The organism is Pseudomonas sp. 1152_12, assembly GCF_052850675.1.
Genome location: NZ_VXCW01000004.1, coordinates 178,239 through 199,574 on the forward strand (window position 1 = coordinate 178,239; position 21,336 = coordinate 199,574).

The window sequence follows — 21,336 nt, forward strand, 5'->3', positions numbered from 1 at the left end:
TTTTACATCAACAGCTTATTAAGCGAACGGGTGACGCAGAACGATGGTCTCGTTGCGGTCCGGGCCCGTCGAAATAATGTCGATTGGCGCGCCGATCAGCTCTTCAACGCGCTTGATGTAAGCACGGGCGTTGGCCGGCAGCTCTTCCAGGGTTTTGGCACCCACGGTCGATTCGCTCCAGCCCGGCACTTCTTCGTACACAGGCTGCAGGCCCACGTAGCTGTCAGCGTCGGTCGGAGCAACGTCCTTACCGTCTGCATCTTTGTAGCCGACGCAGATGTTGATGGTTTCCAGACCGTCGAGCACGTCCAGCTTGGTCAGGCAGATGCCCGAGATGCTGTTCACATCGATTGCGCGACGCAGGATAACGGCGTCAAACCAACCACAACGACGCGCACGGCCAGTGGTCGCGCCAAACTCGTGACCTTGCTTGGCCAGGTGCGCACCGACTTCGTCGAACAGCTCAGTCGGGAACGGACCCGAACCTACGCGCGTGGTGTAAGCCTTGGTGATGCCCAGGATGTAGTCCAGGAACATAGGACCAACGCCCGAACCGGTAGCAACGCCACCGGCGGTGGTGTTAGAGCTGGTCACGTATGGGTAAGTGCCGTGGTCGATGTCGAGCAACGAACCTTGGGCACCTTCGAACATGATGTCTTTGCCAGCGCGACGCAGGTCGTGCAGCTCGGCAGTCACATCCAGCATCAGCGGCTTGAGCAGTTCAGCGTATTCTTTGCACTCAGCCAGGGTCTTTTCAAACTCGATGGCCGGTTCTTTGTAGTAACCCACCAGCATGAAGTTGTGGTAATCCACCAATTCACGCAGCTTGTCTGCAAAGCGCGGCATGTTGAGCAGGTCGCCCACACGCAGGCCACGACGTGCAACCTTGTCTTCGTACGCCGGGCCGATGCCACGACCGGTAGTACCGATCTTCAGCTCGCCACGGGCCTTTTCACGGGCCTGATCCAGCGCGACGTGGAAGGACAGGATCAGCGGGCAGGACGGGCTGATACGCAGGCGCTCGCGCACCGGTACGCCTTTCTCTTCCAGCTTGGTGATCTCACGCAGCAGAGCGTCAGGTGCAACCACCACGCCGTTGCCGATCAGGCACTGCACGCCTTCGCGCAGCACGCCCGACGGAATCAGGTGCAAGACGGTTTTTTCGCCATCGATGACCAGGGTGTGGCCAGCGTTGTGGCCACCTTGGTAGCGCACTACGGCGGCAGCATGTTCGGTCAGCAGATCAACGATCTTGCCTTTGCCCTCATCACCCCATTGGGTGCCCAGGACTACGACATTCTTACCCATAACACTTGTCCTCATTCGCGCAAACTTGGTGCCGGCGATGGCCGGCAGGAAAACTCAAGAAGCCAGTGGCGAAACTTGCCAAAGCCCGTTCTGCAGAATCAATTGCCGGTCGCAGTCCGCTTCACGGGCGGCGGCCAATGGCTGCCCAGGCAGAGCCTGGACGACACGCTGACCCTCACTGCGCAACTGGCAAACCTGCTGCCAGAGTGCTGCGTCCGTGCTGTCGGGCATCCAGACACCACCAGACGGCAGCTCGACCTCAGCACGCCCCAGGGTCACCAGGGTTTTCAAATCGGTGGAAAAGCCGGTCGCCGGGCGTGCGCGACCGAAGTCGGCGCCGATATCGTCATAACGACCACCCTGGGCGATAGCCTGGCCAACACCCGGAACAAACACGGCGAACACCACACCGGTGTGGTAGTGGTAGCCGCGCAATTCACCCAGGTCAAAATACAGCGGCAATTGCGGGAACCGCGCCGACAATCGCTCGGCAATCGCCAGCAGGTCATCCAGCGCCGCCAGCACTGGCGCCGGTGCATTGGCCAGGCGCTCACGGGCAGCCACCAGCACTTCACGACCACCGCACAGGTTAACCAGCGCGCGCAGCATGTCGGCGAGGTCAGCAGGTACGCCTTCGGTCAGGGCGATGACTTCATCGATTGCCTTGCGTTGCAGGGCGTCGAACAACTGTTGCTCCACTTCACCGGACAAACCGGCCGCGCGGGCCAGGCCGCGGTAGATACCGACGTGGCCCAGGTCCATGTGCACATCCGGCACATCAGCCAGCTGCAGCATGGCCAGCATCAAGCTGATCACCTCTACGTCGCTGCTCGGGCTGGCATCACCGTACAACTCGGCGCCCAGTTGGATCGGGCTACGCGAAGACGACAAGGCGCGCGGCTGGGCATGCAGTACGCTGCCGGCGTAGCACAGGCGGCTCGGGCCTTCGCGGCGCAAGGTGTGCGCATCAATACGCGCCACTTGCGGCGTGATGTCGGCCCGAAAGCCCATTTGCCGGCCCGATTGCGGGTCAATGACCTTGAAGGTGCGCAGATCCAAGTCCTGGCCCGCGCCGGTCAGCAGGGATTCCAGGTACTCGATATGCGGGGTCACGACAAACTCGTAACCCCAGCTCTGGAACAGATCCAACACCTGGCGACGCGCTACTTCAATGCGCGCAGCTTCTGGTGGCAGTACTTCTTCGATGCCATCTGGCAGCAGCCAGCGGTCTACCGTTGCCATTACGCCATTCCCCTATGATCCGGGCGGCCAGCCCTCGGCCGAGCCTTGAGTGAAGCAGAAAATACCCGGCTCCTGCATAAACAACGCGCAAGAACGACGTGACGATATGGCCTGCTAGCGGCCTCGTCGGGCACTTTCCTCGAAAAATCTGTGGCGTCTGCGGCGCAAAACAACAATCAAACATGCAGACGCAAAAAAGCCGGGAATTTCCCGGCTGCCGCATCATACACCCGTTTTCTGAAAGGATCACCCCGCCAGGCATTTTAGCCGCCAGACGGAGTGAGCCCTACAGAATCAGCGGCTGGTTACTTGGACTTTTCCAGGTAGCGGAAGAAGTCGCTGCTTGGGTCCAGCACCATGACGTCGGTTTTGTTCGCGAAACTTTCGCGGTAAGCGCGCAGGCTACGGTAGAACGCGTAGAACTCTTGGTCCTGGCCGTAAGCCTTGGCGTAAATCGACGCCGCTTGAGCATCACCATCACCACGGGCCTCTTCAGACTCGCGATAAGCTTCTGCCAGCAGTACACGGCGCTGACGGTCGGCATCCGCACGGATACCTTCAGCCAGCTCGTTACCCTTGGCGCGGTGCTCACGGGCTTCACGCTCACGCTCGGTGCTCATACGCTCGAACACGCTGCGGTTCACTTCCTTGGGCAGGTCGATCGCCTTGACCCGAACATCGACAACTTCGATGCCCAGCTCTTTCTCAGCCATGATGTTCAGCGAACGCGTGATGTCAGCCATCAGCGCATCACGCTCACCGGATACCACCTCGTGCAGGGTGCGTTTACCAAACTGGTCACGCAGGCCCGATTCCAGACGGCGCGACAAACGCTCGTCGGCAATCTGCTTGAGGCCGGAAGTCGCGGTGTAGAAGCGCTCGGCATCCTTGACGCGCCACTTGGCATAGGCGTCAACCATCACGGCTTTCTTTTCCAGGGTCAGGAAGCGCTGTGTCGGTGCATCCAGGGTCATCAGGCGGGCGTCAAACTTGCGCACCTGGTTCACGTAGGGGACTTTCACATGCAGGCCCGGCTGGACATCCGCCTGGACCACACGACCGAATTGCAGCAACACCGCGCGCTCGGTCTGAGACACGATGTAGAAGCAGTTCCAGGCAGCGATGACCACGACGACGCCCACAATCAGGGCGGTCAGCGATTTATTGCTCATCAACGACTCTCCCTGGTACGTGTTTGCTGTTGCAGCAAGTCAGCGGCCGCACGGGCGCTTGCTTCGTTGGCAGCATTAGTCGAACCGGAGGACGGTGCGCTGGTGCTGCTACGACCACCTTCGATCATCTTGTCCAGCGGCAGGTACAGCAGGTTGTTCTGCCCGCCTTTGCTGCCGGTCACGAGAACCTTGCTGGTGTTGCTGAAGACTTCCTGCATGGTATCCAGGTACAGACGCTCACGCGTGACTTCCGGCGCCTTGCGGTACTCGGCAACCAGCTTGGTAAAGCGATCAGCCTCACCCTTGGCGCGCGAGACCACTTCGTCGCGGTAACCGTTGGCATCTTCAAGGATGCGCTGGGCCTGACCACGAGCTTCCGGCACGACGCCGTTGGCGTAGGTTTCAGCCTGGTTGCGCGAACGCTGCTCGTCTTCACGGGCACGGATCACGTCATCAAAGGCTTCCTGCACTTCGCGCGGTGCGGCTGCGCTCTGTATGTTGACCTGAGTAACGGTGATACCGGTGCGATAGGTGTCGAGGAACCGTTGCAGACGTTCCTTGATCTCGCTGGCCATCAACTCACGACCTTCGGTCAGCACCTGGTCCATGGCAGTGGAACCCACGACATGGCGCAGGGCGCTTTCAGTCGCCTGCTGCAGACTGATTTCAGGTTGATCGACGTTCAGCACGAAATCCTGAAGATTGCTGATCTTGTACTGCACGGTCAGCGGCACTTCGACGATGTTCTCGTCTTCGGTCAGCATCTGGCCCTGCTTGGTGTAGGCACGCTCACGCGTGACGTTCTCCATGTACTTCTTGTCGATCGGGGGGAAGTAGATGTTCAGGCCCGGGCCGACAGTCTCGTAGTACTTGCCGAAGCGCAGCACTACGGCTTGCTCCTGCTCGTCAACTACATAAACCGCACTGTACAGCCACACGGCTGCGAGCACGACAAGACCCAGGCCCAGCAGGCCATAGCCACCGCCCTTGCTTGTGCGACCGCCGTCGTCACCACCACGTTTTTTCCCACCACCGAACAACCCATTCAGGCTTTCCTGCAGCTTTCGGAAGGCCTCGTCGAGATCTGGTGGCCCCTTGCGGTCGCCATTATTGCGGCGTTTACCACCCCAAGGATCCTGATTATTCGAGTTGCCACCCGGCTCATTCCAAGCCATAGCGCTCTCCATCTGATAAAGCAAAGACGCACCCACGGCGCGCCGACCAATGCTACAGAATGCCTGCTGCCGCGGCACAACCGCTTTAGGAGGCTTTTATTGCAAAGTGTGTTGTTCGATGAACTCCGTCGGCACCACACCTTCACGACTGACCAGCCGATTCAGCTCCGAGCGCGGCAATCGAACGGCCAGCAAGCTGACACCTTCTTCGTCGTACTCTTCTTTCTGTACTGCGCCCAGCTCGAAAAACTGTGCACGCAGTCGAGCAAAACGCTGCGGCAAGCGCAAGGTGCCCACAAACAAATCACTGCCCAGCAACTCGGCAATGGCTTGTTCAAGCAATTCCAAACCACTGCCGTCACGCGCCGACAGCCATACCCGCTGAGGCTTACCATCTTCGTCGCGCTGGATTTGTGGCTCAACGCCTTCAAGCAAATCGAGTTTGTTATAGACCTCGAGGATCGGCAAGTCCTGCGCACCAATCTCGCCCAGTACCACCATCACCTGTTCAATCTGCAACATGCGATCCGGTTCAGCCGCATCGATCACGTGCAACAGCAGGTCGGAGTTGCTCGACTCTTCGAGCGTAGACCGAAACGCCTCGACCAGCTTGTGAGGCAGGTGACGAATGAAACCCACGGTGTCGGCCAGGACAATCGGCCCCAGGTCGTCCAGTTCGAGACGGCGCAAGGTCGGGTCGAGGGTGGCAAACAGTTGGTCGGCCGCGTATACGTCCGACTTCGTCACATTATTGAACAGTGTGGATTTGCCAGCGTTGGTATAGCCCACCAGGGAAACGGTAGGAATGTCCGCACGCATACGGCCACGACGCGATTGCTCGCGCTGACTGCGCACCTTTTCCAGGCGGCCCTTGATCTGACGCAGGCGAACCCGCAGCAAACGTCTGTCGGTTTCCAGCTGGGTTTCACCCGGGCCGCGCATGCCGATACCGCCACCTTGACGCTCCAGGTGAGTCCAGCCACGAACCAGCCGGGTGCTCATGTGGTCAAGCTGAGCCAGTTCTACCTGGAGCTTGCCTTCATGGGTACGGGCACGCTGGGCGAAGATATCGAGAATCAGACCGGTACGGTCGATCACGCGACACTCGAAAACACGTTCGAGGTTACGTTCCTGACTGGGCGTGAGGGTGTGATTGAAGATCACCAGATCGGCTTCTTCAGCATGAACCAGGTCGCGTAATTCCTCGACCTTGCCGCTGCCGATCAGGTATTTGGCGGTTGGCCGATGACGCGGCACGTTAAAAAACGCAACGGTCTCGGCGCCGGCCGAATTTGCCAGCTCCTGAAACTCCTGCGGATCTTCGCGCGCCTCAGGGTCCTGTCCATCCAAGTGAACGAGGATCACTCGTTCACCACCACCGTGGCGCTCAAAGAACAAAGGAGACTCCTATCAGGCGTTACCTGGCTCAGCGTCACCCTGTTCGGTATCAGTTGCGCTAGGCAGACGGATAGGACGAACTGGAACGACTGTCGAGATAGCGTGCTTATAAACCATCTGGCTGACGGTGTTTTTCAGCAGGATCACGAACTGGTCGAACGACTCGATCGTGCCTTGCAGCTTGATCCCGTTGACCAAGTAGATGGAAACCCCCACTTTCTCTTTACGTAAAGTATTCAAGTAAGGGTCTTGTAGCGAATGCCCTTTTGACATGTGCCGCACTCCTTTAAGGATCAATAATAAAATTCGGAAAATAGATAGCTTATGGCCGCCACACCCCCAAGGATAGACGGCAATTGCAAGGACTCAGCTCAATATGGAGACCGTTCCCAGGTATTTCAAGGCGCGTGACAGATTGTCGCTGTCCAGGCTGTCCAGCCAGTGCAAATCGCTCCAGCTGCGCAACCAGGTGAACTGGCGCTTCGCCAATTGGCGCGTAGCAATGATGCCGCGCTCCTGCATTTCGGCTGACGTCAGCTTGCCATCCAGGTGATCCCAGACTTGGCGGTAGCCAACAGCACGTATCGACGGCAACCCAGCATGCAGGTCACCTCGGGAACGCAGTGCTACGACCTCCTCCACAAACCCCTGTTCCAACATAATTGTGAATCTTTGTGCAATTCGTTCATGCAGCACCTGGCGATTTGACGGAGCAATGGCCAGATTCGCCACAGTATAGGGCAATACTGACTGTCCAGATGCGTCTGCATCAGCACTTTGCGCAGTTTGTTTCAGCCGATGTTCAGTCATGGTCTGGCCGCTGACCCGCCAGACTTCCAGCGCGCGAGTGAGGCGCTGCGGGTCATTGGGATGAATACGCGCCGCCGACACCGGGTCTACCGCCGCCAACTGGTCATGCAGGGCTTGCCAGCCAAAGCGTGCTGCCTCGTCCTCAAGCTCGACGCGCACTTGGGCGTCAGCCGGCGGCATATCAGCCAACCCTTCCTGCAAAGCCTTGTAATAGAGCATTGTGCCGCCCACCAGCAGCGGTATATTGCCCCGCGCGGTGATTTCAGCCATCGCGGCCAAGGCACCGACGCGAAAATCTGCAGCCGAATAACTTTCTGACGGGTCGATGATGTCGATCAGTTTATGCGGATACTCGGCCAACAATGCTTTGGAAGGCTTGGCCGTGCCGATGTCCATGTCCCGGTAAACCAGGGCAGAGTCAACACTGATCAGCTCGCACGGCAACACCTTGGTCAGCTCGATGGCCAGGTCTGTCTTGCCAGCGGCCGTGGGGCCCATCAGGAAGATCGCGGGGGGCAAGGCGCTCATCAACGACCGCGCAAGAACAGTTTGTCCAGATCGTCGAGGCCCATTTGGGTCCAGGTCGGTCGGCCATGGTTGCATTGCCCGCTGCGCTCGGTGTTTTCCATGTCACGCAGCAACCCGTTCATTTCCGGCAAGGCCAGGCGGCGGTTGGCGCGGATGGCACCGTGACAAGCCATGGTGCCGAGCAGTTCATTGATGTGTGCCTGGATGCGGTCACTGGTGCCGTATTCCATCAGGTCCGCCAGCACGTCGGCGACCAAACGGTTGGCTTCGGCCTGTTTGAGCAGCGCCGGAATCTGGCGGATCGCCAGGGTTTCCGGCCCCAGGCGCTGCAGTTCGAAGCCCAGTTTCTGAAACACACCGTGGTGCTCTTCCGCACAATCGGCTTCACGCTGGCTCACTGCCAAAGACTCCGGCACCAGCAGCGGCTGGCCGCTGAGGCCTTCGCTGGCCATGGCGATCTTCAGGCGTTCGTACATGATCCGCTCGTGGGCGGCGTGCATGTCCACCAACACCAGGCCATGGGCGTTTTCCGCCAGGATGTAGATGCCCTTGAGCTGTGCCAACGCATAGCCCAGCGGCGGGATATCCCCACCGCCCTCCGGCAACGCGACAGCGCCGGGCTCGGCACCCGGCAGCGGCGCGAAAAACTCGCGATAGGCTGCCTGGGCTTCGGCCACCGGCACCGCCGATTGCGGACGCGGTGTGTATTGATACTGGTAACCCGCACCCGACCCGGAACCCGGCGCCGTATAAGCAGGCTGTGGCTGCGGCGATTGCAGCAAATTGGCAGCCAGGCTCATTTCGCCTTGCGGGCCAAACTCACCGGCCTCCGGGCCACTCGGCCGCACCACCGCCGTCACGATCGGCGCCGACAGCTGATCATCCGGGCGCACATCGCCGAGGGCACGGTGCAAGGTGCCATAAAGGAAGTCATGCACCATGCGTCCGTCACGGAAGCGCACTTCGTGCTTGGTCGGGTGCACGTTGACGTCAACCACCGATGGGTCGACCTCAAAAAACAGTACAAAAGTCGGATGCCGCCCGTTGAACAACACATCGCGGTAAGCCTGGCGCACCGCGTGGGCCACCAGTTTGTCGCGCACCGCGCGGCCATTCACAAAGAAGTACTGCAAATCCGCCTGGCTACGGGAGAAAGTCGGCAACCCGACCCAACCCCACAGGCGCAGGCCGTTGCGCTCGATTTCAATCGGCAACGCCTGCTCCAGGAACCCCGCGCCACAGATGGCCGATACACGCCGAGCCCGCGCGGCGTCGTCATGGGCTTCATGCAGGCTGAGGATGGTCTTGCCGTTGTGACGCAGATGAAACGCCACGTCAAAGCGCGCCAAGGCCAGGCGTTTGATGACTTCTTGCAAGTGATCGAATTCGGTTTTTTCGGCCTTGAGGAATTTACGCCGCGCCGGGGTATTGAAGAACAGGTCGCGCACTTCCACCGAGGTGCCCACTGGGTGTGCAGCCGGCTGGACCCTGGGCGCCATGTCGCGGCCTTCGGTTTCCACTTGCCAAGCCTGCTCGGCGCTACGGGTGCGCGAGGTCAGGGTCAGGCGCGCCACGGAACTGATAGACGCCAGGGCCTCACCGCGAAAACCCAGGCTCATCACCCGCTCAAGGTCTTCCAGGTCACGGATTTTGCTGGTGGCGTGACGCGCCAGGGCCAGCGGCAGGTCATCGGAAGAGATGCCACTGCCGTCATCGCGCACGCGCAGCAGCTTGACGCCGCCCTGTTCGACATCGACATCAATGCGCTTGGCGCCGGAGTCGATGCTGTTTTCCAGCAGCTCCTTGATCACCGATGCCGGGCGCTCAACCACCTCGCCCGCCGCAATCTGGTTGGCCAGACGCGGGCTGAGCAGTTCGATGCGCGAGCCGCTATTGAGGACTGATTCGCTCATTATTGCGCTGCCAATTCGGTGCCAGGGATGGTCAATACCTGGCCTACTTTCAACTCATCGGTTTTCAGGTTATTGGCGCGGCGCAAAGTAGCGGCCGAGACCTGGAAACGCACGGCCAGCATGGCCAGGGTGTCGCCGGGCTGCACGCGATGGTCACGTGGGCCCTGGGCGATTTTCCCAGAGTCACGCAGCCAGGCGATGTAGCTGCCCGGCGGTGGGTTCTGCTGGAAGAACTGGCGAATACCGGCACTGATCGAACGCGCCAACGCCTGCTGGTGGCTGGCGCTGGCCAGCTTCGAGGCTTCGTTGGAGTTGGAGATGAACCCGGTTTCCACCAGGATCGATGGAATGTCCGGCGACTTCAACACCATGAACCCGGCCTGCTCCACACGTTGTTTGTGCAAGGAAGTGACGCGGCCGATATTGCTCAAGACCTTCTGGCCCACGTTCAGGCTGGAGGTCAACGACGCCGTCATCGACAGGTCGAGCAGCACGCCGGCGAGCATTTTGTCTTTGTCGTCGAGGGACACGTTGCCGGCCCCGCCGATCAAGTCGGAACGGTTTTCGCTGTCGGCCAGCCAACGCGCGGTCTCGGACGTGGCGCCACGATCGGACAGGGCAAACACCGAGGCGCCGAAAGCGGCGGTAGACGGTGCGGCGTCGGCGTGGATCGACACGAACAGATCGGCGCCTTTCTTACGCGCGATTTCGGTACGGCCGCGCAACGGAATGAAGTAGTCACCGGTACGGGTCAGCTCGGCGCGATAGCCTTTCATGCCATTGACCTGACGCTGCAGTTCACGAGCAATGGCTAATACCACGTCTTTTTCATGCTGGCCGCGCGCGCCGGAGGCTCCCGGGTCTTCACCGCCGTGGCCAGCGTCGATCACCACAATAATGTCACGCTTACCCGCAGGCGCAGGTGGCGGCGGTGGCAACTTGACCTGAGGCTGTGCCGGGCTGACCGGCACGGCCGGCACGGTCGCAACGCTCGGAGTTGGCGCAGGCGGCGGTGCAGCATCAGCGGCATTGTCAAACAGGTCGACCACCAACCGGTTGCCGTATTGCGCGTTCGGGGGCAGCACAAAACTTTTCGGGGTTACGACCTTTTTCAGGTCGATCACCACACGCAGGTCGGTCGGCGTGCGCTGGGCCGAACGCATCGCGGTAATCGGCGTGTTGGCGGTGGCGACTTTCAACGGCGCAGCCAGGGTCGCACCGTTGATGTCGATCACCAGGCGATCAGGCGCCGTCAGGGTAAAGACGCTGTGCTGGACCGGGCCAGACAGGTCGAACACCAGTCGCGTGTTATCCGGCGCTCGCCACAGGCGAACACTTTTCACCTGCTCAGCAGCCAGAGCATTGAAAGTCATTGCCGCAAGCAACACCCCTACGACAGCAACCATCGCGCGAAAGCGCATACCTAACCCCACCAATTTTATTTGAATTCCAGTGCCAGAGCGGCACACCACGACTGGCCTCGCGCGCTCTGGGGCAACAACTTCAGCTGACGTCCATGATCATGGGGCGTAATGGTAATGGTCAGGTCCGGCTTTGGCAAAAAGCCTGTGCCTTTATCTGGCCACTCGATCAGACACAGTGCGTCTTCATCGAAGTAATCACGGATACCCATGTATTCCAGTTCTTCGGGATCTACCAAGCGATAGAGGTCGAAGTGAAAGGCACGAATCGCACCGATCTCGTAGGGCTCAACCAAGGTGAACGTCGGGCTTTTTACCGCACCGGCGTGGCCCAGCCCGCGAATAATGCCGCGCGACAGCGTAGTTTTGCCCGCCCCCAAATCACCCTCGAGGAAGATCAACCCGGCGCCCGCCGTAACCTGGGCGATGCGCTGACCGAATGCAACCATGGCGTCTTCATCCGCCAGAAAAAGGGTTACGTCAGGCACGGCGACTGCTCCTCCAGCAATTGACGAATGGCAGGTATCAGGTCGCTGGCAGCCAGGCCACGGCCAAAGGTGCCTTGGCGATCCCCTGCCGTGGCGTGCAGCCACACGGCCAGGCAACTGGCTTCATAAGCGGGCATGCCTTGGGCCAGCAACGCGCCGACCAGACCGCTCAGGACATCCCCCAAACCGGCCGTGGCCATTGCCGGATGGCCTTGGTCACAACGAGAAACACGGCCGTCCGGGCTGGCAATCAAACTGCCAGCACCCTTTAGGATAGCCACTGCATTGAATTTCTGGCTCAACGCGCGCGCCACCATCAGGCGATCGGCCTGAACCTCGGCTGTCGAGATGCCCATCAACCGCGCCGCCTCGCCCGGATGTGGCGTGATCACCGAGTTGGGCGGCAGGCTCAAGCCGCCCCCTGACAACTGATTCAAGGCGTCCGCATCCCAGACTTGCGGCAGCTTGGCATTAGCAGCGACGGATAACAGGCTTTTTCCCCAGGAAGCCGCGCCCAAGCCTGGGCCGATGACGATCACCGAGATCTTTTCCAGCAGCCCCATCAACTGGTTGGCCGAACTCACGCCAACGGTCATGACTTCCGGCAAGCGTGCCAGCGCGGCTGGTACATGCTCCGCTCGGGTCGCCAGCGATACCATGCCCGCGCCACTGCGCAAGGCGCTCTCTGCGCTCAATAGGGCAGCGCCACCAAAGCCACGGTCGCCGCCGATGACCAACAGGTGGCCGAACTGACCTTTATGGGCGTCCGGGGAACGGGCAGCCAGTTGCGGCAAATGGCCGTGCAACAGCGGCTGTACGTCGGTTATTGCGTGTTTTGTCTGCGGCATGCGTCTTCAAGCTCCGATGTCTGGCAGAATTATACCTATCTAACCTGCGGTTTCCCTTGTCTCATGCCTGCTATCACCACCGATCTGCCCGCCCTCGCCCAATCGATCAAAGACTGGGGCCGCGAGCTGGGCTTTCAACAAGTCGGCATCAGCGGCCTGGACCTGGCCGAGCATGAACAGCACCTGCAACGCTGGCTCGACGCGGGCTACCACGGCGAGATGGACTACATGGCCGCCCATGGCAGCAAACGCTCGCACCCCGATGAGCTGGTGCCCGGCACTTTGCGCGTTGTGTCGCTGCGCATGGATTATCTGCCAGGCGACACCCAAATGGCGCAACTGCTGGCCAAGCCAGAGAAAGCCTACATCTCCCGGTACGCCCTGGGCCGCGATTACCACAAGCTGATCCGCAAACGCGTACAACAACTGGCTGACCGCATCCAGGCACAGATCGGCCCGTTCGGCTTTCGCGCGTTTGTCGACAGCGCGCCGGTGCTGGAAAAGGCCATCGCCGAACAAGCGGGCCTCGGCTGGATCGGCAAAAACACCCTGGTGCTCAATCGCAAGGCCGGCAGCTATTTCTTCTTGAGTGAGCTGTTTGTCGATTTACCCTTGCCGGTTGACGCCCCACACAGCACCGAGCACTGCGGCCGCTGCACCGCGTGTTTGGATATCTGCCCCACTAATGCCTTCGTCGGCCCGTACGTGCTGGACGCGCGACGCTGCATTTCCTACCTCACCATCGAACTGAAGACTGCAATCCCTGAAGACCTGCGCCCACTGATCGGCAATCGCGTATTCGGTTGCGATGACTGTCAGATCGTTTGCCCGTGGAATCGTTTCGCCCGCACCACCAATGAGGGCGATTTCAAGCCACGGCACAATCTGGATAACGCCGAGATGGCCGAACTGTTTATGTGGGACGAGGATAAATTCCTCAGCAGCACCGAAGGCTCACCACTACGCCGCGCCGGCTATGAGCGCTGGCTGCGCAACCTGGCCGTGGGCCTGGGCAATGCGCCGTCGAGTATTCCTGTGCTGGAAGCCTTGAAGGCGCGCCGGGATTACCCCTCGGAGCTGGTGCGTGAACATGTGGAATGGGCACTGAACCAGCACGCGGCGCGCTAGTGCACGTCGTCGTTGTAGACGAACTTGGGCATTTCCCAGTGAAAACGAATGGCCAGCAGGCGCAGTAGAAAGCCGCTGAACAAGGTCAGCAGAATCGCCTGCTCGCTGGGCAGTTCCAGGTAAAGGCAGAGCATGTAGAACCACGCAGCCAGGAACGACACGCTGGCGTAAAGCTCACGGCGAAAGATCAGCGGGATGTCGTTGCAGAAGATATCCCGCAGGATGCCGCCGAACACCCCGGTGATCACACCACTGACCGACGCCACCAGCATGCCGTGCCCCATTTCCAGGGCGGTCATGCAGCCGATCAAGGTGAACGCCACCAGGCCCACGGCATCCAGTGCCAGGAACAGCGAGCGCAGGTGGCGCATCAGCGGCGCGATAAAAATCGTCACCAGCGCGGCAATGGAGGTCAGCACCAGGTATTCCGGGTGTTTGACCCACGTCAGCGGGTAATGCCCCAACAGCACATCGCGCACCGAACCACCGCCAAGGGCGGTGACGCAGGCGATCAGCACCACGCCAAACCAATCCATGCCACGCCGCCCGGCGGACAGCGCGCCGGTCATGGCTTCGGCGGTGATGGCGATGAGGTAGAGCATCAACAGCATGATGGCGATCCTTGCAAAGAGGCGCGCAGTCTAATCATTTGGCGATGGCACCAAAAGGGGGCGCTTGGCGAAAGACCGAGGCACACCCTTCGCGAGCATGCCCGCTCCCACATTTGACCGAGTTCCACCTTTGGAATGCAGTCGAATGTGGGAGCGGGCTTGCTCGCGAAGGCGCCAGGCCTGGCACTACATCTTCAAGCCTTGATGAAATGCTTACGGTAATGCTGCAGCTCAGCAATCGACTCGCGGATATCATCCAGCGCCAAATGCGTGCTGCCTTTATGGAAGCTGTCTTTAACTTCCGGTGCCCAGCGCGCGGCCAACTCTTTAAGTGTGGACACATCCAGGTTGCGATAATGGAAGTAGCTTTCCAGCCCTTTCATGTGCGTATAAAGGAAGCGGCGGTCTTGGCAAATGCTGTTGCCACAGATCGGCGACTTGCCCTTGGGCACCCACTTCTCCAGGAAAGCGATAGTTTCAGCCTCGGCTTGCGCCATGCTGACACGGCTGTCGCGCACGCGCTGGGTCAGCCCGGAGTTGCCGTGGGTGCGGGTGTTCCACTCGTCCATGGTGGCGAGTACGGCGTCGCTGTGGTGGATGGCGATCACCGGACCTTCCGCCAAGGTGTTGAGGTTGCTGTCGGTGACAATCGTCGCCATCTCGATGATGACATCGGTGTCGGGGTTCAGACCGGTCATTTCCAGATCGATCCAAATCAGGTTCTGTGGGTTTTGCATGGCTTGATTCTCTTGGCACCTTGGCGTAGCCGCACAGTTTAGCAGGCAGGGGCGTGCTAGACTCGCGACCGTTTTACCTAACCTCTGCATTATCGACACGGAACACCAATGGCCAAACGCCAGCTCAATCGTCGCCAAAACTGGCGCATCGAAAAGATTCAAGGTGAACGCGCCGCTCGCGCCGCCAAACGTGAATCCTCCGCCGTGGAAGCGCTCGAGGGCGGCGACCTGGGCCCCGAACAAACGGGCCTGGTGATCGCGCACTTTGGTGTACAGGTCGAAGTCGAGGCGCTGGAAGGCGAACTCGCAGGCTCTGTTTCCCGTTGCCACTTGCGCGCTAACCTGCCTGCGCTGGTAACCGGCGACAAGGTGGTATGGCGTGCCGGCAACCAGGGCATCGGCGTGATCGTCGCCCAACTGCCGCGCACCACCGAACTGCGCCGCCCTGACAGCCGTGGCCAGCTCAAGCCGGTGGCCGCCAACGTTGACATGATCGTGATCGTGTTTGCGCCGCTGCCCGAGCCGCACGCCAACCTGATCGACCGGTACCTGGTCGCGGCCGAGCATGCTGGCATTCGCCCGCTGTTGCTGCTGAACAAATTCGACCTGATCGACGAGCAAAACGCCCCGGCGCTCAACGCGTTGCTGGCGGTCTACCGCACCCTGGGTTACCCGGTGCTGGAAGTGTCGGCGCATCACGGCAATGGCATGGAACAGTTGCAACAGCAGCTGGACGGGCGCATCAGTGTGTTCGTCGGCCAGTCGGGCGTGGGCAAGTCGTCGCTGGTCAACAGCCTGCTACCGGAAGTCGACACCCGTGTCGGCCCGCTCTCGGAGCTGTCCGGCCAGGGCACCCACACCACCACCACCGCGCGGTTGTTCCACTTCCCCGGTGGCGGTGAACTGATCGACTCCCCAGGTATCCGCGAATTCGGCCTCGGCCACGTCAGCCGCAGCGATGTGGAAGCGGGCTTTATCGAGTTCAACGACCTGATCGGCACCTGCCGCTTCCGCGACTGCAAACATGACCGCGAGCCGGGCTGTGCATTGCTCAAGGCCCTGGAAGATGGCCGCGTGCAGCAGCAGCGGATGAACAGCTATCGGTCGATTATTGCGAGCTTGCCTGAGAGCAGTTACTAAACCGCACTTACAAAAAGGCCGCGATCATCGCGGCCTTTTTGCATGCGGATTACGACCCGGGTGCCGGCGCAGGCGCCGTCGGGTCTTTCACCCCACCATCATCAAACAGGTTCAGCTTCTGGCGCAGCTCATGCGCCGGCAACGGCTCCTGCCCTGGCGGAATGGCGTTCGGGTCGGCCGGCACCTCGCCTGGCGCGCCTTCGCCTTGGGTCGGTGCCGGCGGCGCTGCGCCTTGATCGCCTTCAATCGCTCGCTGGGCCTTTTTGGTCAGCACGACGATATCAATCCGACGGTTGATCGGGTTGAACGGATCTTTAGGATCAAACAGCTGCGAGGAGGCGAAACCCACCACACGTGCCACTTGCGAATCCGGATAGCTGCCCGCTACCAACGCACGGCGAGCAGCGTTGGCGCGGTTGGCCGAGAGTTCCCAGTTGCCGAAGTCGCCCTGGCCCGAATACGGCTTGGCGTCGGTGTGACCGCTGATGCTGATCCTGTTCGGCACGGCTTTGATGGTGTCAGCCATGGCCAGCAGGATATCTTCAAAGTACGGCTTCAAGCGCGCGCTACCGGAATCGAACATCGGCCGGTTGGCGTCGTCGGTGATCTGGATGCGCAAGCCTTCCGGGGTGATTTCGAAGGAAATCTGGTCCTTGAATTTCAGTAGCTGCGGGTTCTCTTCAACCTTGGTCTGCAGTTCCTGCAGTAACAACTCGAGGCGCTCTTTCTCGACCTGATCGGCCATGCTCTCGACGGTGTCGCGCTCAATCGGGATTTTTTCCTGCGGCGCTTCGGTCTTGACCTCGGGGTTGATGGTGCGCTCAGGCGCCAACTGGGGCGAGCCGCCCAGGTCGATCACAAACGGTGTACCGCTTTCCGAGAAGCCAATCGGGTCTTTGAAATAACCGGCGATGGCGATCTTCTGTTCGGGCGTGGCGGTCGACATCAGCCACAGCACCAGGAAGAACGCCATCATCGCCGTCGCAAAGTCGGCGAAGGCGATTTTCCAAGCACCACCATGGTGCCCCGCAGCGAAGCGCTTGACGCGCTTGATGATTATCGGCTGGTTGTTTTCCATGGTTTAGCGACCGCGAACCGCTTGTTCCAGCTCGGAAAAACTTGGGCGATGTTTCGGGTACAGCACCTTGCGCCCGAACTCCACCGCCAGCGATGGCGGCATACCGGACGCCGAAGCCACCAAACACGCCTTGATCGCTTCGTAGAGGTTGACCTCTTCCTTGGCATCGTGGGCCAGACAGGTGGCGAGTGGACCGAAGAAGCCATAGGCCGCGAGAATACCGAAGAAGGTACCGACGAGGGCCGCACCCACGTGCATACCAATAGCCTTTTGGTCGCCTTCGCCCAGGGACGCCATGGTCACGACAATACCGAGTACCGCCGCGACGATACCAAAACCGGGCATGGCGTCGGCAACGCCGGTCACGGCATGCGAAGGGTGCTCCAACTCTTCTTTAAGACTGAAAAGCTCCATGTCGAACAAGCCTTCCAGCTCGTGAGGCGCCATGTTGCCGGAGGACATGATGCGCAGGTAATCACAGATGTAGGCGGTCATGCGCTCATCTTTGAGCACGGCCGGGTACTTGGCGAAAATCGGGCTGGCGGCGGCGTCTTCGATGTCGCCTTCGATAGCCATCATGCCTTCGCGGCGGCTCTTGTTGAGGATCTCGAAGATCAGCCCCAGCACTTCCAGGTAGAAGGTGTGGGAAAAACGCGAACTGAACATGCCCAGCGACTTCTTGATCACGTGCATGGTCATGTAGCCGGGGTTCGCCTGCAGGAACGCACCCAGTGCCGCACCACCAATAATCATCACCTCGAAAGGCTGAATCAGCGCGGCAATTTTACCGTGAGACAGGACGTACCCGCCGAGCACGCTTGCGAAGACGACGATGATGCCGATAATTTTAGCCATAGGGAATTGGTACTTGCGCCGTCGGGTTCATGGACATATTGGGTGCAGCCGAAAACTCTTGTTCTACTTATCGGCAAAACTGCGCCAGACTATAGCCCGTTAAGGCGAAAAGCCAATTCAGCCCGTTCCGGGCGTGTTGAATGCAAGTGATGATCGCGCCCCAATCATGGCAATTGAAACGACAGTCCCAAGTACCAAACCCACCACCCTCGCTGCTTGGATCAAGCGCCTGGACGACGTGCTGCTGCCCGTTCCCCAGACCAGTCACGAGCGTGTGTGCAAAGCCATTCGCGATAGCCGCAGTTCGTTGCGAGATATTGCCGAGCTGATGCAACACAGCCCCGCGCTGGTGCTCAGCGTGATGCGTGAAGCCAATAGCCAGGCCCACGGCAGCCTGTCGGGGCCGGCGGAAAACCTCGAAGTAGCGCTCAACCGCCTGGGCCTTAAACGTGCCGAGGAGTTGTTGGCGCGCCTGCCCTCAGTGCCGGAAAAAGACATTCCCGTGGCCTTGCGCCAACTGCTGCTGGTGAGCCAACACGCCTCCCAGCAAGCCAACGGTTTGTTCGCCAGCCGCCTCGCGCGCCTTTGGCAAGACATTCACTGGGGCAGCCTACTGTTTCTGTCGCCGCTGTGGCCGATGGCCGTTGCGTACCCCAAGCTTCTGGAAGAATGGGAACTGCGCGTTATCCACAAAGGCCAATCGGCACGCAAGGTTGAGCAGGAACTGTTCGGTGTGCGGCTGTTGGAGTTGTGCCTCGGTTTGACCGAAACCTGGCACCTGCCGATCTGGGTCTCCCAGGGCTACAACCTGCTGTTGAGCGAGCAGCGCCTGCTGGTGAAGGCGCTGCGCATCGCCCGTGAAGACGACGCGCTGCGCCACCAGCAATTGCTCGACGCCGAACCTAACCTGCGCCGCTGGTTGAACCAGCCGGCGAACACTGTGCTGCTGGCTAATGGCCTGGCGATGTCGGCCCAAGAGTCCTGGACTTGCCCGCACACCGAGCGCTGGCAATACCTGACCGCGCTGTACCTGCAAGACCCCTTGAGCGATGTGCAGCAACAGGCTCACCAGCAAGCAGTGACCAGCGCGCGCACGACGCTGATGCCTGACCTCTGGCACCCCGCGTTGTCGCTGATCTGGCCGTGGCACGTACACAAAATCCATCGCGGCCTGTTGCCAGCAGCACCGCCCACTGCCGAAGCACTGGCGGTATGGCGCAAACGCTGCACCGAGTTGCTGGTAGAACCAAGCCGTTTTGCCAATGCCATGCACCTGACCACCTGCGCCAGGGAAGCCTTGGTCGCCAGCGGCATGCAACGGGTGTTGTTGTTTATGGCGGACCGCGCCTTGAGCACCCTGCGCGTGCATCAAGCCGACGGCTTGCCCAAAGACGCCGCCAACCTGAGCCTGGATGTGGTCAACAGCACGCTGCTGCAGCGTCTGCTGGAAAAGTCTGCCCAAGTACGCCTCACGCCGGACAATCACGCGCAGTTCTCGGCTTTACTGCCGCCGATCCTGCGCCGTCTGTTCAACGGTGAACACCTGTTGCTGCGCTCCCTGAGCTGCAACGGCAAAGTGGTGATGCTGATGATCGCCGACCAGGGCGGCGGGCCGTTCTCGGAAACCACCGTGCAGGCCTTCGGCAAAACCGCTCAATGCATCGAGAAAGCGCTGCACAGCTTTACCAACCGCAGCGCTTGATGCTTGCGCTACAATCGCCCTCTTTTATCACCAACATTTGTGCCCAGGAGACCTCACATGCCTGACTTCTCTGGCTTGCCGCTGGTGATCGAATCCAGCGACCTGCTCGGTCAACTGGATGCCGAACACCTGATTTTGGTGGACCTCACCAGTGCCGCCCGCTACGCCGAAGGGCATATCCCCGGCGCGCATTTCGTTGACCCCAAGCGTACCCAGCTGGGCCAGGCGCCAGCCCCCGGCTTACTGCCCCACAAGGCCGACCTGGAAAAACTCTTCGGCGAACTCGGGCACACTCCGGACGCGACCTACGTGGTCTACGACGACGAAGGCGGCGGCTGGGCCGGGCGTTTCATCTGGCTGCTTGACGTGATCGGCCACCAGAAATACCACTACCTGGACGGCGGCCTGCTGGCCTGGCTGGAAGGTAAACATCCGCTGTCTACCGAGGTGCCTGCCCCCGTCGGCGGCCCGGTCAGCCTGACGTTGCATGACAACCCCACCGCCACACGCGAGTACTTGCAAAGCCGACTCGGCGCCGCCGACCTGGGTATCTGGGACGCACGCGGCCCGATGGAATATTCCGGCGAGAAGGTTCTCGCGGCCAAGGGTGGTCACATCCCTGGCGCCGTGAATTTCGAATGGACCGCCGGCATGGACAAGGCGCGCAGCCTGCGCATCCGCCGCGACATGCCGCAGATCCTCGAAGACCTCGGGCTGACCAAAGATAAAGAAATCATCACCCACTGCCAGACTCACCACCGCTCTGGCTTCACCTACCTGGTGGCCAAGGCGCTCGGTTATCCGCGAGTCAAAGGTTATGCCGGTTCCTGGGGCGAATGGGGTAACCACCCCGACACCCCCGTTGAGATTTAAGGTTTAAGGACAGTTCATGAAAAAGCAGTTGTTTATCCTCAGCCAGTACTTGCTGCCGCACCACTTGCTCTCGCGTCTGGCCGGCTGCATTGCCGAGTGCCGCGTACGCTGGTTCAAGAATGCCTTCACCGCCTGGTTCGCCAAGCGCTACCAAGTGGATATGTCCCAAGCCCTGGTTGAAGACCTGAGCGCCTATGAGCATTTCAACGCCTTCTTCACCCGCGCCTTGAAAGACGGTGCACGCCCGCTGGATCAAACCCCAGGCGCGGTGTTGAGCCCAGCCGACGGTGCCGTCAGCCAGCTCGGCCCAATCGAACACGGCCGCGTGTTTCAGGCCAAGGGCCACAGTTTTAGCGTGCTGGAATTGTTGGGCGGCGATGCGGCGCTGGCTGCCCCGTTTATGGGCGGCGATTTCGCCACCATCTACCTGTCGCCAAAGGACTACCACCGCGTGCACATGCCTTTGGCTGGCACGCTGCGTGAAATGGTCTACGTGCCGGGTCGGATTTTCTCGGTCAACCAGACCACCGCCGAAAACGTGCCTGAGCTGTTTGCCCGTAACGAGCGCGTTGTTTGCCTGTTCGACACCGAACGCGGCCCCATGGCCGTGGTGTTAGTGGGTGCGATGATCGTCGCGTCGATTGAAACCGTATGGGCCGGCCTGGTGACGCCGCCAAAACGCGAGCTGAAAACCTTCCGCTACGACGAAGCCGCACGCGCACCGATTCACTTGGAGAAAGGTGCGGAACTGGGCCGCTTCAAGCTGGGATCGACGGCGATTGTGCTGTTCGGGCCGGGTCAGGTTAAGTGGGCTGAAGAACTGCTGGCGGGTACGCCGGTGCAGATGGGCCAAGGCATCGCATCGCCTAAAGCCTGATTCGAGGCTGATATAAATCAACTGTGGGAGCT

General features: G+C 60.4%; 20 protein-coding genes. 5 read left to right on the top strand and 15 right to left on the bottom strand.

The window, feature by feature from the left end; genetic code table 11:
* Positions 1-18: 18 nt before the first annotated feature.
* The 11 genes from FW764_RS08710 to FW764_RS08760 all read right to left on the bottom strand — a co-directional run bounded on the left by FW764_RS08710 (position 19) and on the right by FW764_RS08760 (position 12,303).
* Positions 19-1,308 carry an adenylosuccinate synthase gene (locus tag FW764_RS08710; RefSeq protein ID WP_446433582.1) on the bottom strand — a complete coding sequence of 430 codons (1,290 nt, stop codon included), beginning with the start codon at positions 1,306-1,308 and terminating at the stop codon, positions 19-21.
* Between the two features lie 54 nt (positions 1,309-1,362).
* On the bottom strand, positions 1,363-2,550 hold the full coding sequence (locus FW764_RS08715) for an ATP phosphoribosyltransferase regulatory subunit (protein ID WP_446433583.1): 1,188 nt from the start codon (positions 2,548-2,550) through the stop codon (positions 1,363-1,365).
* Between the two features lie 305 nt (positions 2,551-2,855).
* Positions 2,856-3,722: a protease modulator HflC gene (gene hflC, locus FW764_RS08720; RefSeq protein WP_083355550.1), complete on the bottom strand. Its 867-nt coding sequence runs from the start codon at positions 3,720-3,722 to the stop codon at positions 2,856-2,858.
* On the bottom strand, positions 3,722-4,897 hold the full coding sequence (hflK, locus tag FW764_RS08725) for an FtsH protease activity modulator HflK (protein ID WP_446433584.1): 1,176 nt from the start codon (positions 4,895-4,897) through the stop codon (positions 3,722-3,724). Before hflK ends, hflC begins: the two co-directional genes overlap by 1 nt.
* 96 nt (positions 4,898-4,993) lie before the next feature.
* Positions 4,994-6,295, bottom strand: coding sequence for a ribosome rescue GTPase HflX (gene hflX / locus FW764_RS08730; protein WP_083355552.1), 1,302 nt, complete (start codon positions 6,293-6,295; stop codon positions 4,994-4,996).
* Between the two features lie 12 nt (positions 6,296-6,307).
* Positions 6,308-6,568 carry an RNA chaperone Hfq gene (gene hfq, locus FW764_RS08735; protein WP_083355553.1) on the bottom strand — a complete coding sequence of 87 codons (261 nt, stop codon included), beginning with the start codon at positions 6,566-6,568 and terminating at the stop codon, positions 6,308-6,310.
* Between the two features lie 93 nt (positions 6,569-6,661).
* The gene (gene miaA / locus FW764_RS08740) at positions 6,662-7,633 is read right to left on the bottom strand and encodes a tRNA (adenosine(37)-N6)-dimethylallyltransferase MiaA (protein WP_446433585.1); all 972 of its coding nucleotides are present in this window, start codon (positions 7,631-7,633) and stop codon (positions 6,662-6,664) included.
* Positions 7,633-9,546 (bottom strand): DNA mismatch repair endonuclease MutL, encoded by a 1,914-nt coding sequence (gene mutL, locus FW764_RS08745; protein ID WP_446433586.1) that lies wholly within the window; start codon positions 9,544-9,546, stop codon positions 7,633-7,635. Before mutL ends, miaA begins: the two co-directional genes overlap by 1 nt.
* Complete coding sequence (locus tag FW764_RS08750; RefSeq protein ID WP_083355556.1) at positions 9,546-10,967, bottom strand: N-acetylmuramoyl-L-alanine amidase; 1,422 nt, start codon at positions 10,965-10,967, stop codon at positions 9,546-9,548. Before FW764_RS08750 ends, mutL begins: the two co-directional genes overlap by 1 nt.
* Positions 10,968-10,984: 17 nt before the next feature.
* Complete coding sequence (gene tsaE, locus FW764_RS08755) at positions 10,985-11,455, bottom strand: tRNA (adenosine(37)-N6)-threonylcarbamoyltransferase complex ATPase subunit type 1 TsaE (protein ID WP_446433587.1); 471 nt, start codon at positions 11,453-11,455, stop codon at positions 10,985-10,987.
* The gene (locus FW764_RS08760; RefSeq protein WP_446433588.1) at positions 11,443-12,303 is read right to left on the bottom strand and encodes an NAD(P)H-hydrate dehydratase; all 861 of its coding nucleotides are present in this window, start codon (positions 12,301-12,303) and stop codon (positions 11,443-11,445) included. The genes tsaE and FW764_RS08760 overlap by 13 nt, the downstream gene beginning before the upstream one ends.
* A 63-nt stretch (positions 12,304-12,366) precedes the next feature.
* Here FW764_RS08760 and queG point away from each other — a divergent pair, with 63 nt between their 5' ends.
* Positions 12,367-13,431 carry a tRNA epoxyqueuosine(34) reductase QueG gene (gene queG / locus FW764_RS08765; RefSeq protein WP_446433589.1) on the top strand — a complete coding sequence of 355 codons (1,065 nt, stop codon included), beginning with the start codon at positions 12,367-12,369 and terminating at the stop codon, positions 13,429-13,431.
* On the opposite strand, the gene FW764_RS08770 is transcribed toward queG, so the two are convergent.
* Both FW764_RS08770 and orn read right to left on the bottom strand, forming a co-directional pair.
* Positions 13,428-14,045, bottom strand: a complete 618-nt coding sequence (locus tag FW764_RS08770; protein ID WP_169875734.1) for a trimeric intracellular cation channel family protein — start codon at positions 14,043-14,045, stop codon at positions 13,428-13,430. The two genes, queG and FW764_RS08770, sit on opposite strands and share 4 nt — an antisense overlap.
* A 191-nt stretch (positions 14,046-14,236) precedes the next feature.
* A complete protein-coding gene (gene orn / locus FW764_RS08775; protein ID WP_446433590.1) occupies positions 14,237-14,779 on the bottom strand; it encodes an oligoribonuclease in 543 nt (180 codons plus the stop codon).
* Between the two features lie 108 nt (positions 14,780-14,887).
* Here orn and rsgA point away from each other — a divergent pair, with 108 nt between their 5' ends.
* Positions 14,888-15,919, top strand: coding sequence for a small ribosomal subunit biogenesis GTPase RsgA (gene rsgA / locus FW764_RS08780; RefSeq protein WP_003171340.1), 1,032 nt, complete (start codon positions 14,888-14,890; stop codon positions 15,917-15,919).
* A 49-nt stretch (positions 15,920-15,968) separates the two neighbouring features.
* On the opposite strand, the gene motB is transcribed toward rsgA, so the two are convergent.
* Together motB and motA are read right to left on the bottom strand one after the other, a co-directional pair.
* The gene (gene motB / locus FW764_RS08785) at positions 15,969-16,997 is read right to left on the bottom strand and encodes a flagellar motor protein MotB (protein ID WP_446433591.1); all 1,029 of its coding nucleotides are present in this window, start codon (positions 16,995-16,997) and stop codon (positions 15,969-15,971) included.
* Between the two features lie 3 nt (positions 16,998-17,000).
* Positions 17,001-17,852, bottom strand: a complete 852-nt coding sequence (motA, locus tag FW764_RS08790) for a flagellar motor stator protein MotA (protein WP_446433592.1) — start codon at positions 17,850-17,852, stop codon at positions 17,001-17,003.
* Between the two features lie 166 nt (positions 17,853-18,018).
* Between motA and FW764_RS08795 the strand changes: the two genes are divergently transcribed.
* From FW764_RS08795 to asd, 3 genes are read left to right on the top strand one after another with little or no spacing between them, the layout of a single operon-like run.
* The gene (locus FW764_RS08795) at positions 18,019-19,554 is read left to right on the top strand and encodes an HDOD domain-containing protein (RefSeq protein ID WP_446433593.1); all 1,536 of its coding nucleotides are present in this window, start codon (positions 18,019-18,021) and stop codon (positions 19,552-19,554) included.
* 57 nt (positions 19,555-19,611) lie between these two features.
* A complete protein-coding gene (gene rhdA, locus FW764_RS08800) occupies positions 19,612-20,427 on the top strand; it encodes a thiosulfate sulfurtransferase (protein WP_446433594.1) in 816 nt (271 codons plus the stop codon).
* 16 nt (positions 20,428-20,443) lie between these two features.
* Positions 20,444-21,304: an archaetidylserine decarboxylase gene (asd, locus tag FW764_RS08805; RefSeq protein WP_446433595.1), complete on the top strand. Its 861-nt coding sequence runs from the start codon at positions 20,444-20,446 to the stop codon at positions 21,302-21,304.
* The last annotated feature ends 32 nt before the right edge of the window (positions 21,305-21,336 follow it).

Excerpts from the sequence above, each read along its gene's own strand:
- FW764_RS08710 (WP_446433582.1), bottom strand. The coding sequence starts at position 1,308 with ATGGGTAAGAATGTCGTAGTCCTGGGCACCCAATGGGGTGATGAGGGC.
- FW764_RS08715 (WP_446433583.1), bottom strand. The coding sequence starts at position 2,550 with ATGGCAACGGTAGACCGCTGGCTGCTGCCAGATGGCATCGAAGAAGTA.
- hflC (WP_083355550.1), bottom strand. The coding sequence starts at position 3,722 with ATGAGCAATAAATCGCTGACCGCCCTGATTGTGGGCGTCGTCGTGGTC.
- hflK (WP_446433584.1), bottom strand. The coding sequence starts at position 4,897 with ATGGCTTGGAATGAGCCGGGTGGCAACTCGAATAATCAGGATCCTTGG.
- hfq (WP_083355553.1), bottom strand. The coding sequence starts at position 6,568 with ATGTCAAAAGGGCATTCGCTACAAGACCCTTACTTGAATACTTTACGT.
- miaA (WP_446433585.1), bottom strand. The coding sequence starts at position 7,633 with ATGAGCGCCTTGCCCCCCGCGATCTTCCTGATGGGCCCCACGGCCGCT.
- mutL (WP_446433586.1), bottom strand. The coding sequence starts at position 9,546 with ATGAGCGAATCAGTCCTCAATAGCGGCTCGCGCATCGAACTGCTCAGC.
- FW764_RS08750 (WP_083355556.1), bottom strand. The coding sequence starts at position 10,967 with ATGCGCTTTCGCGCGATGGTTGCTGTCGTAGGGGTGTTGCTTGCGGCA.
- FW764_RS08760 (WP_446433588.1), bottom strand. The coding sequence starts at position 12,303 with ATGCCGCAGACAAAACACGCAATAACCGACGTACAGCCGCTGTTGCAC.
- queG (WP_446433589.1), top strand. The coding sequence starts at position 12,367 with ATGCCTGCTATCACCACCGATCTGCCCGCCCTCGCCCAATCGATCAAA.
- orn (WP_446433590.1), bottom strand. The coding sequence starts at position 14,779 with ATGCAAAACCCACAGAACCTGATTTGGATCGATCTGGAAATGACCGGT.
- rsgA (WP_003171340.1), top strand. The coding sequence starts at position 14,888 with ATGGCCAAACGCCAGCTCAATCGTCGCCAAAACTGGCGCATCGAAAAG.
- motB (WP_446433591.1), bottom strand. The coding sequence starts at position 16,997 with ATGGAAAACAACCAGCCGATAATCATCAAGCGCGTCAAGCGCTTCGCT.
- motA (WP_446433592.1), bottom strand. The coding sequence starts at position 17,852 with ATGGCTAAAATTATCGGCATCATCGTCGTCTTCGCAAGCGTGCTCGGC.
- FW764_RS08795 (WP_446433593.1), top strand. The coding sequence starts at position 18,019 with ATGGCAATTGAAACGACAGTCCCAAGTACCAAACCCACCACCCTCGCT.
- rhdA (WP_446433594.1), top strand. The coding sequence starts at position 19,612 with ATGCCTGACTTCTCTGGCTTGCCGCTGGTGATCGAATCCAGCGACCTG.
- asd (WP_446433595.1), top strand. The coding sequence starts at position 20,444 with ATGAAAAAGCAGTTGTTTATCCTCAGCCAGTACTTGCTGCCGCACCAC.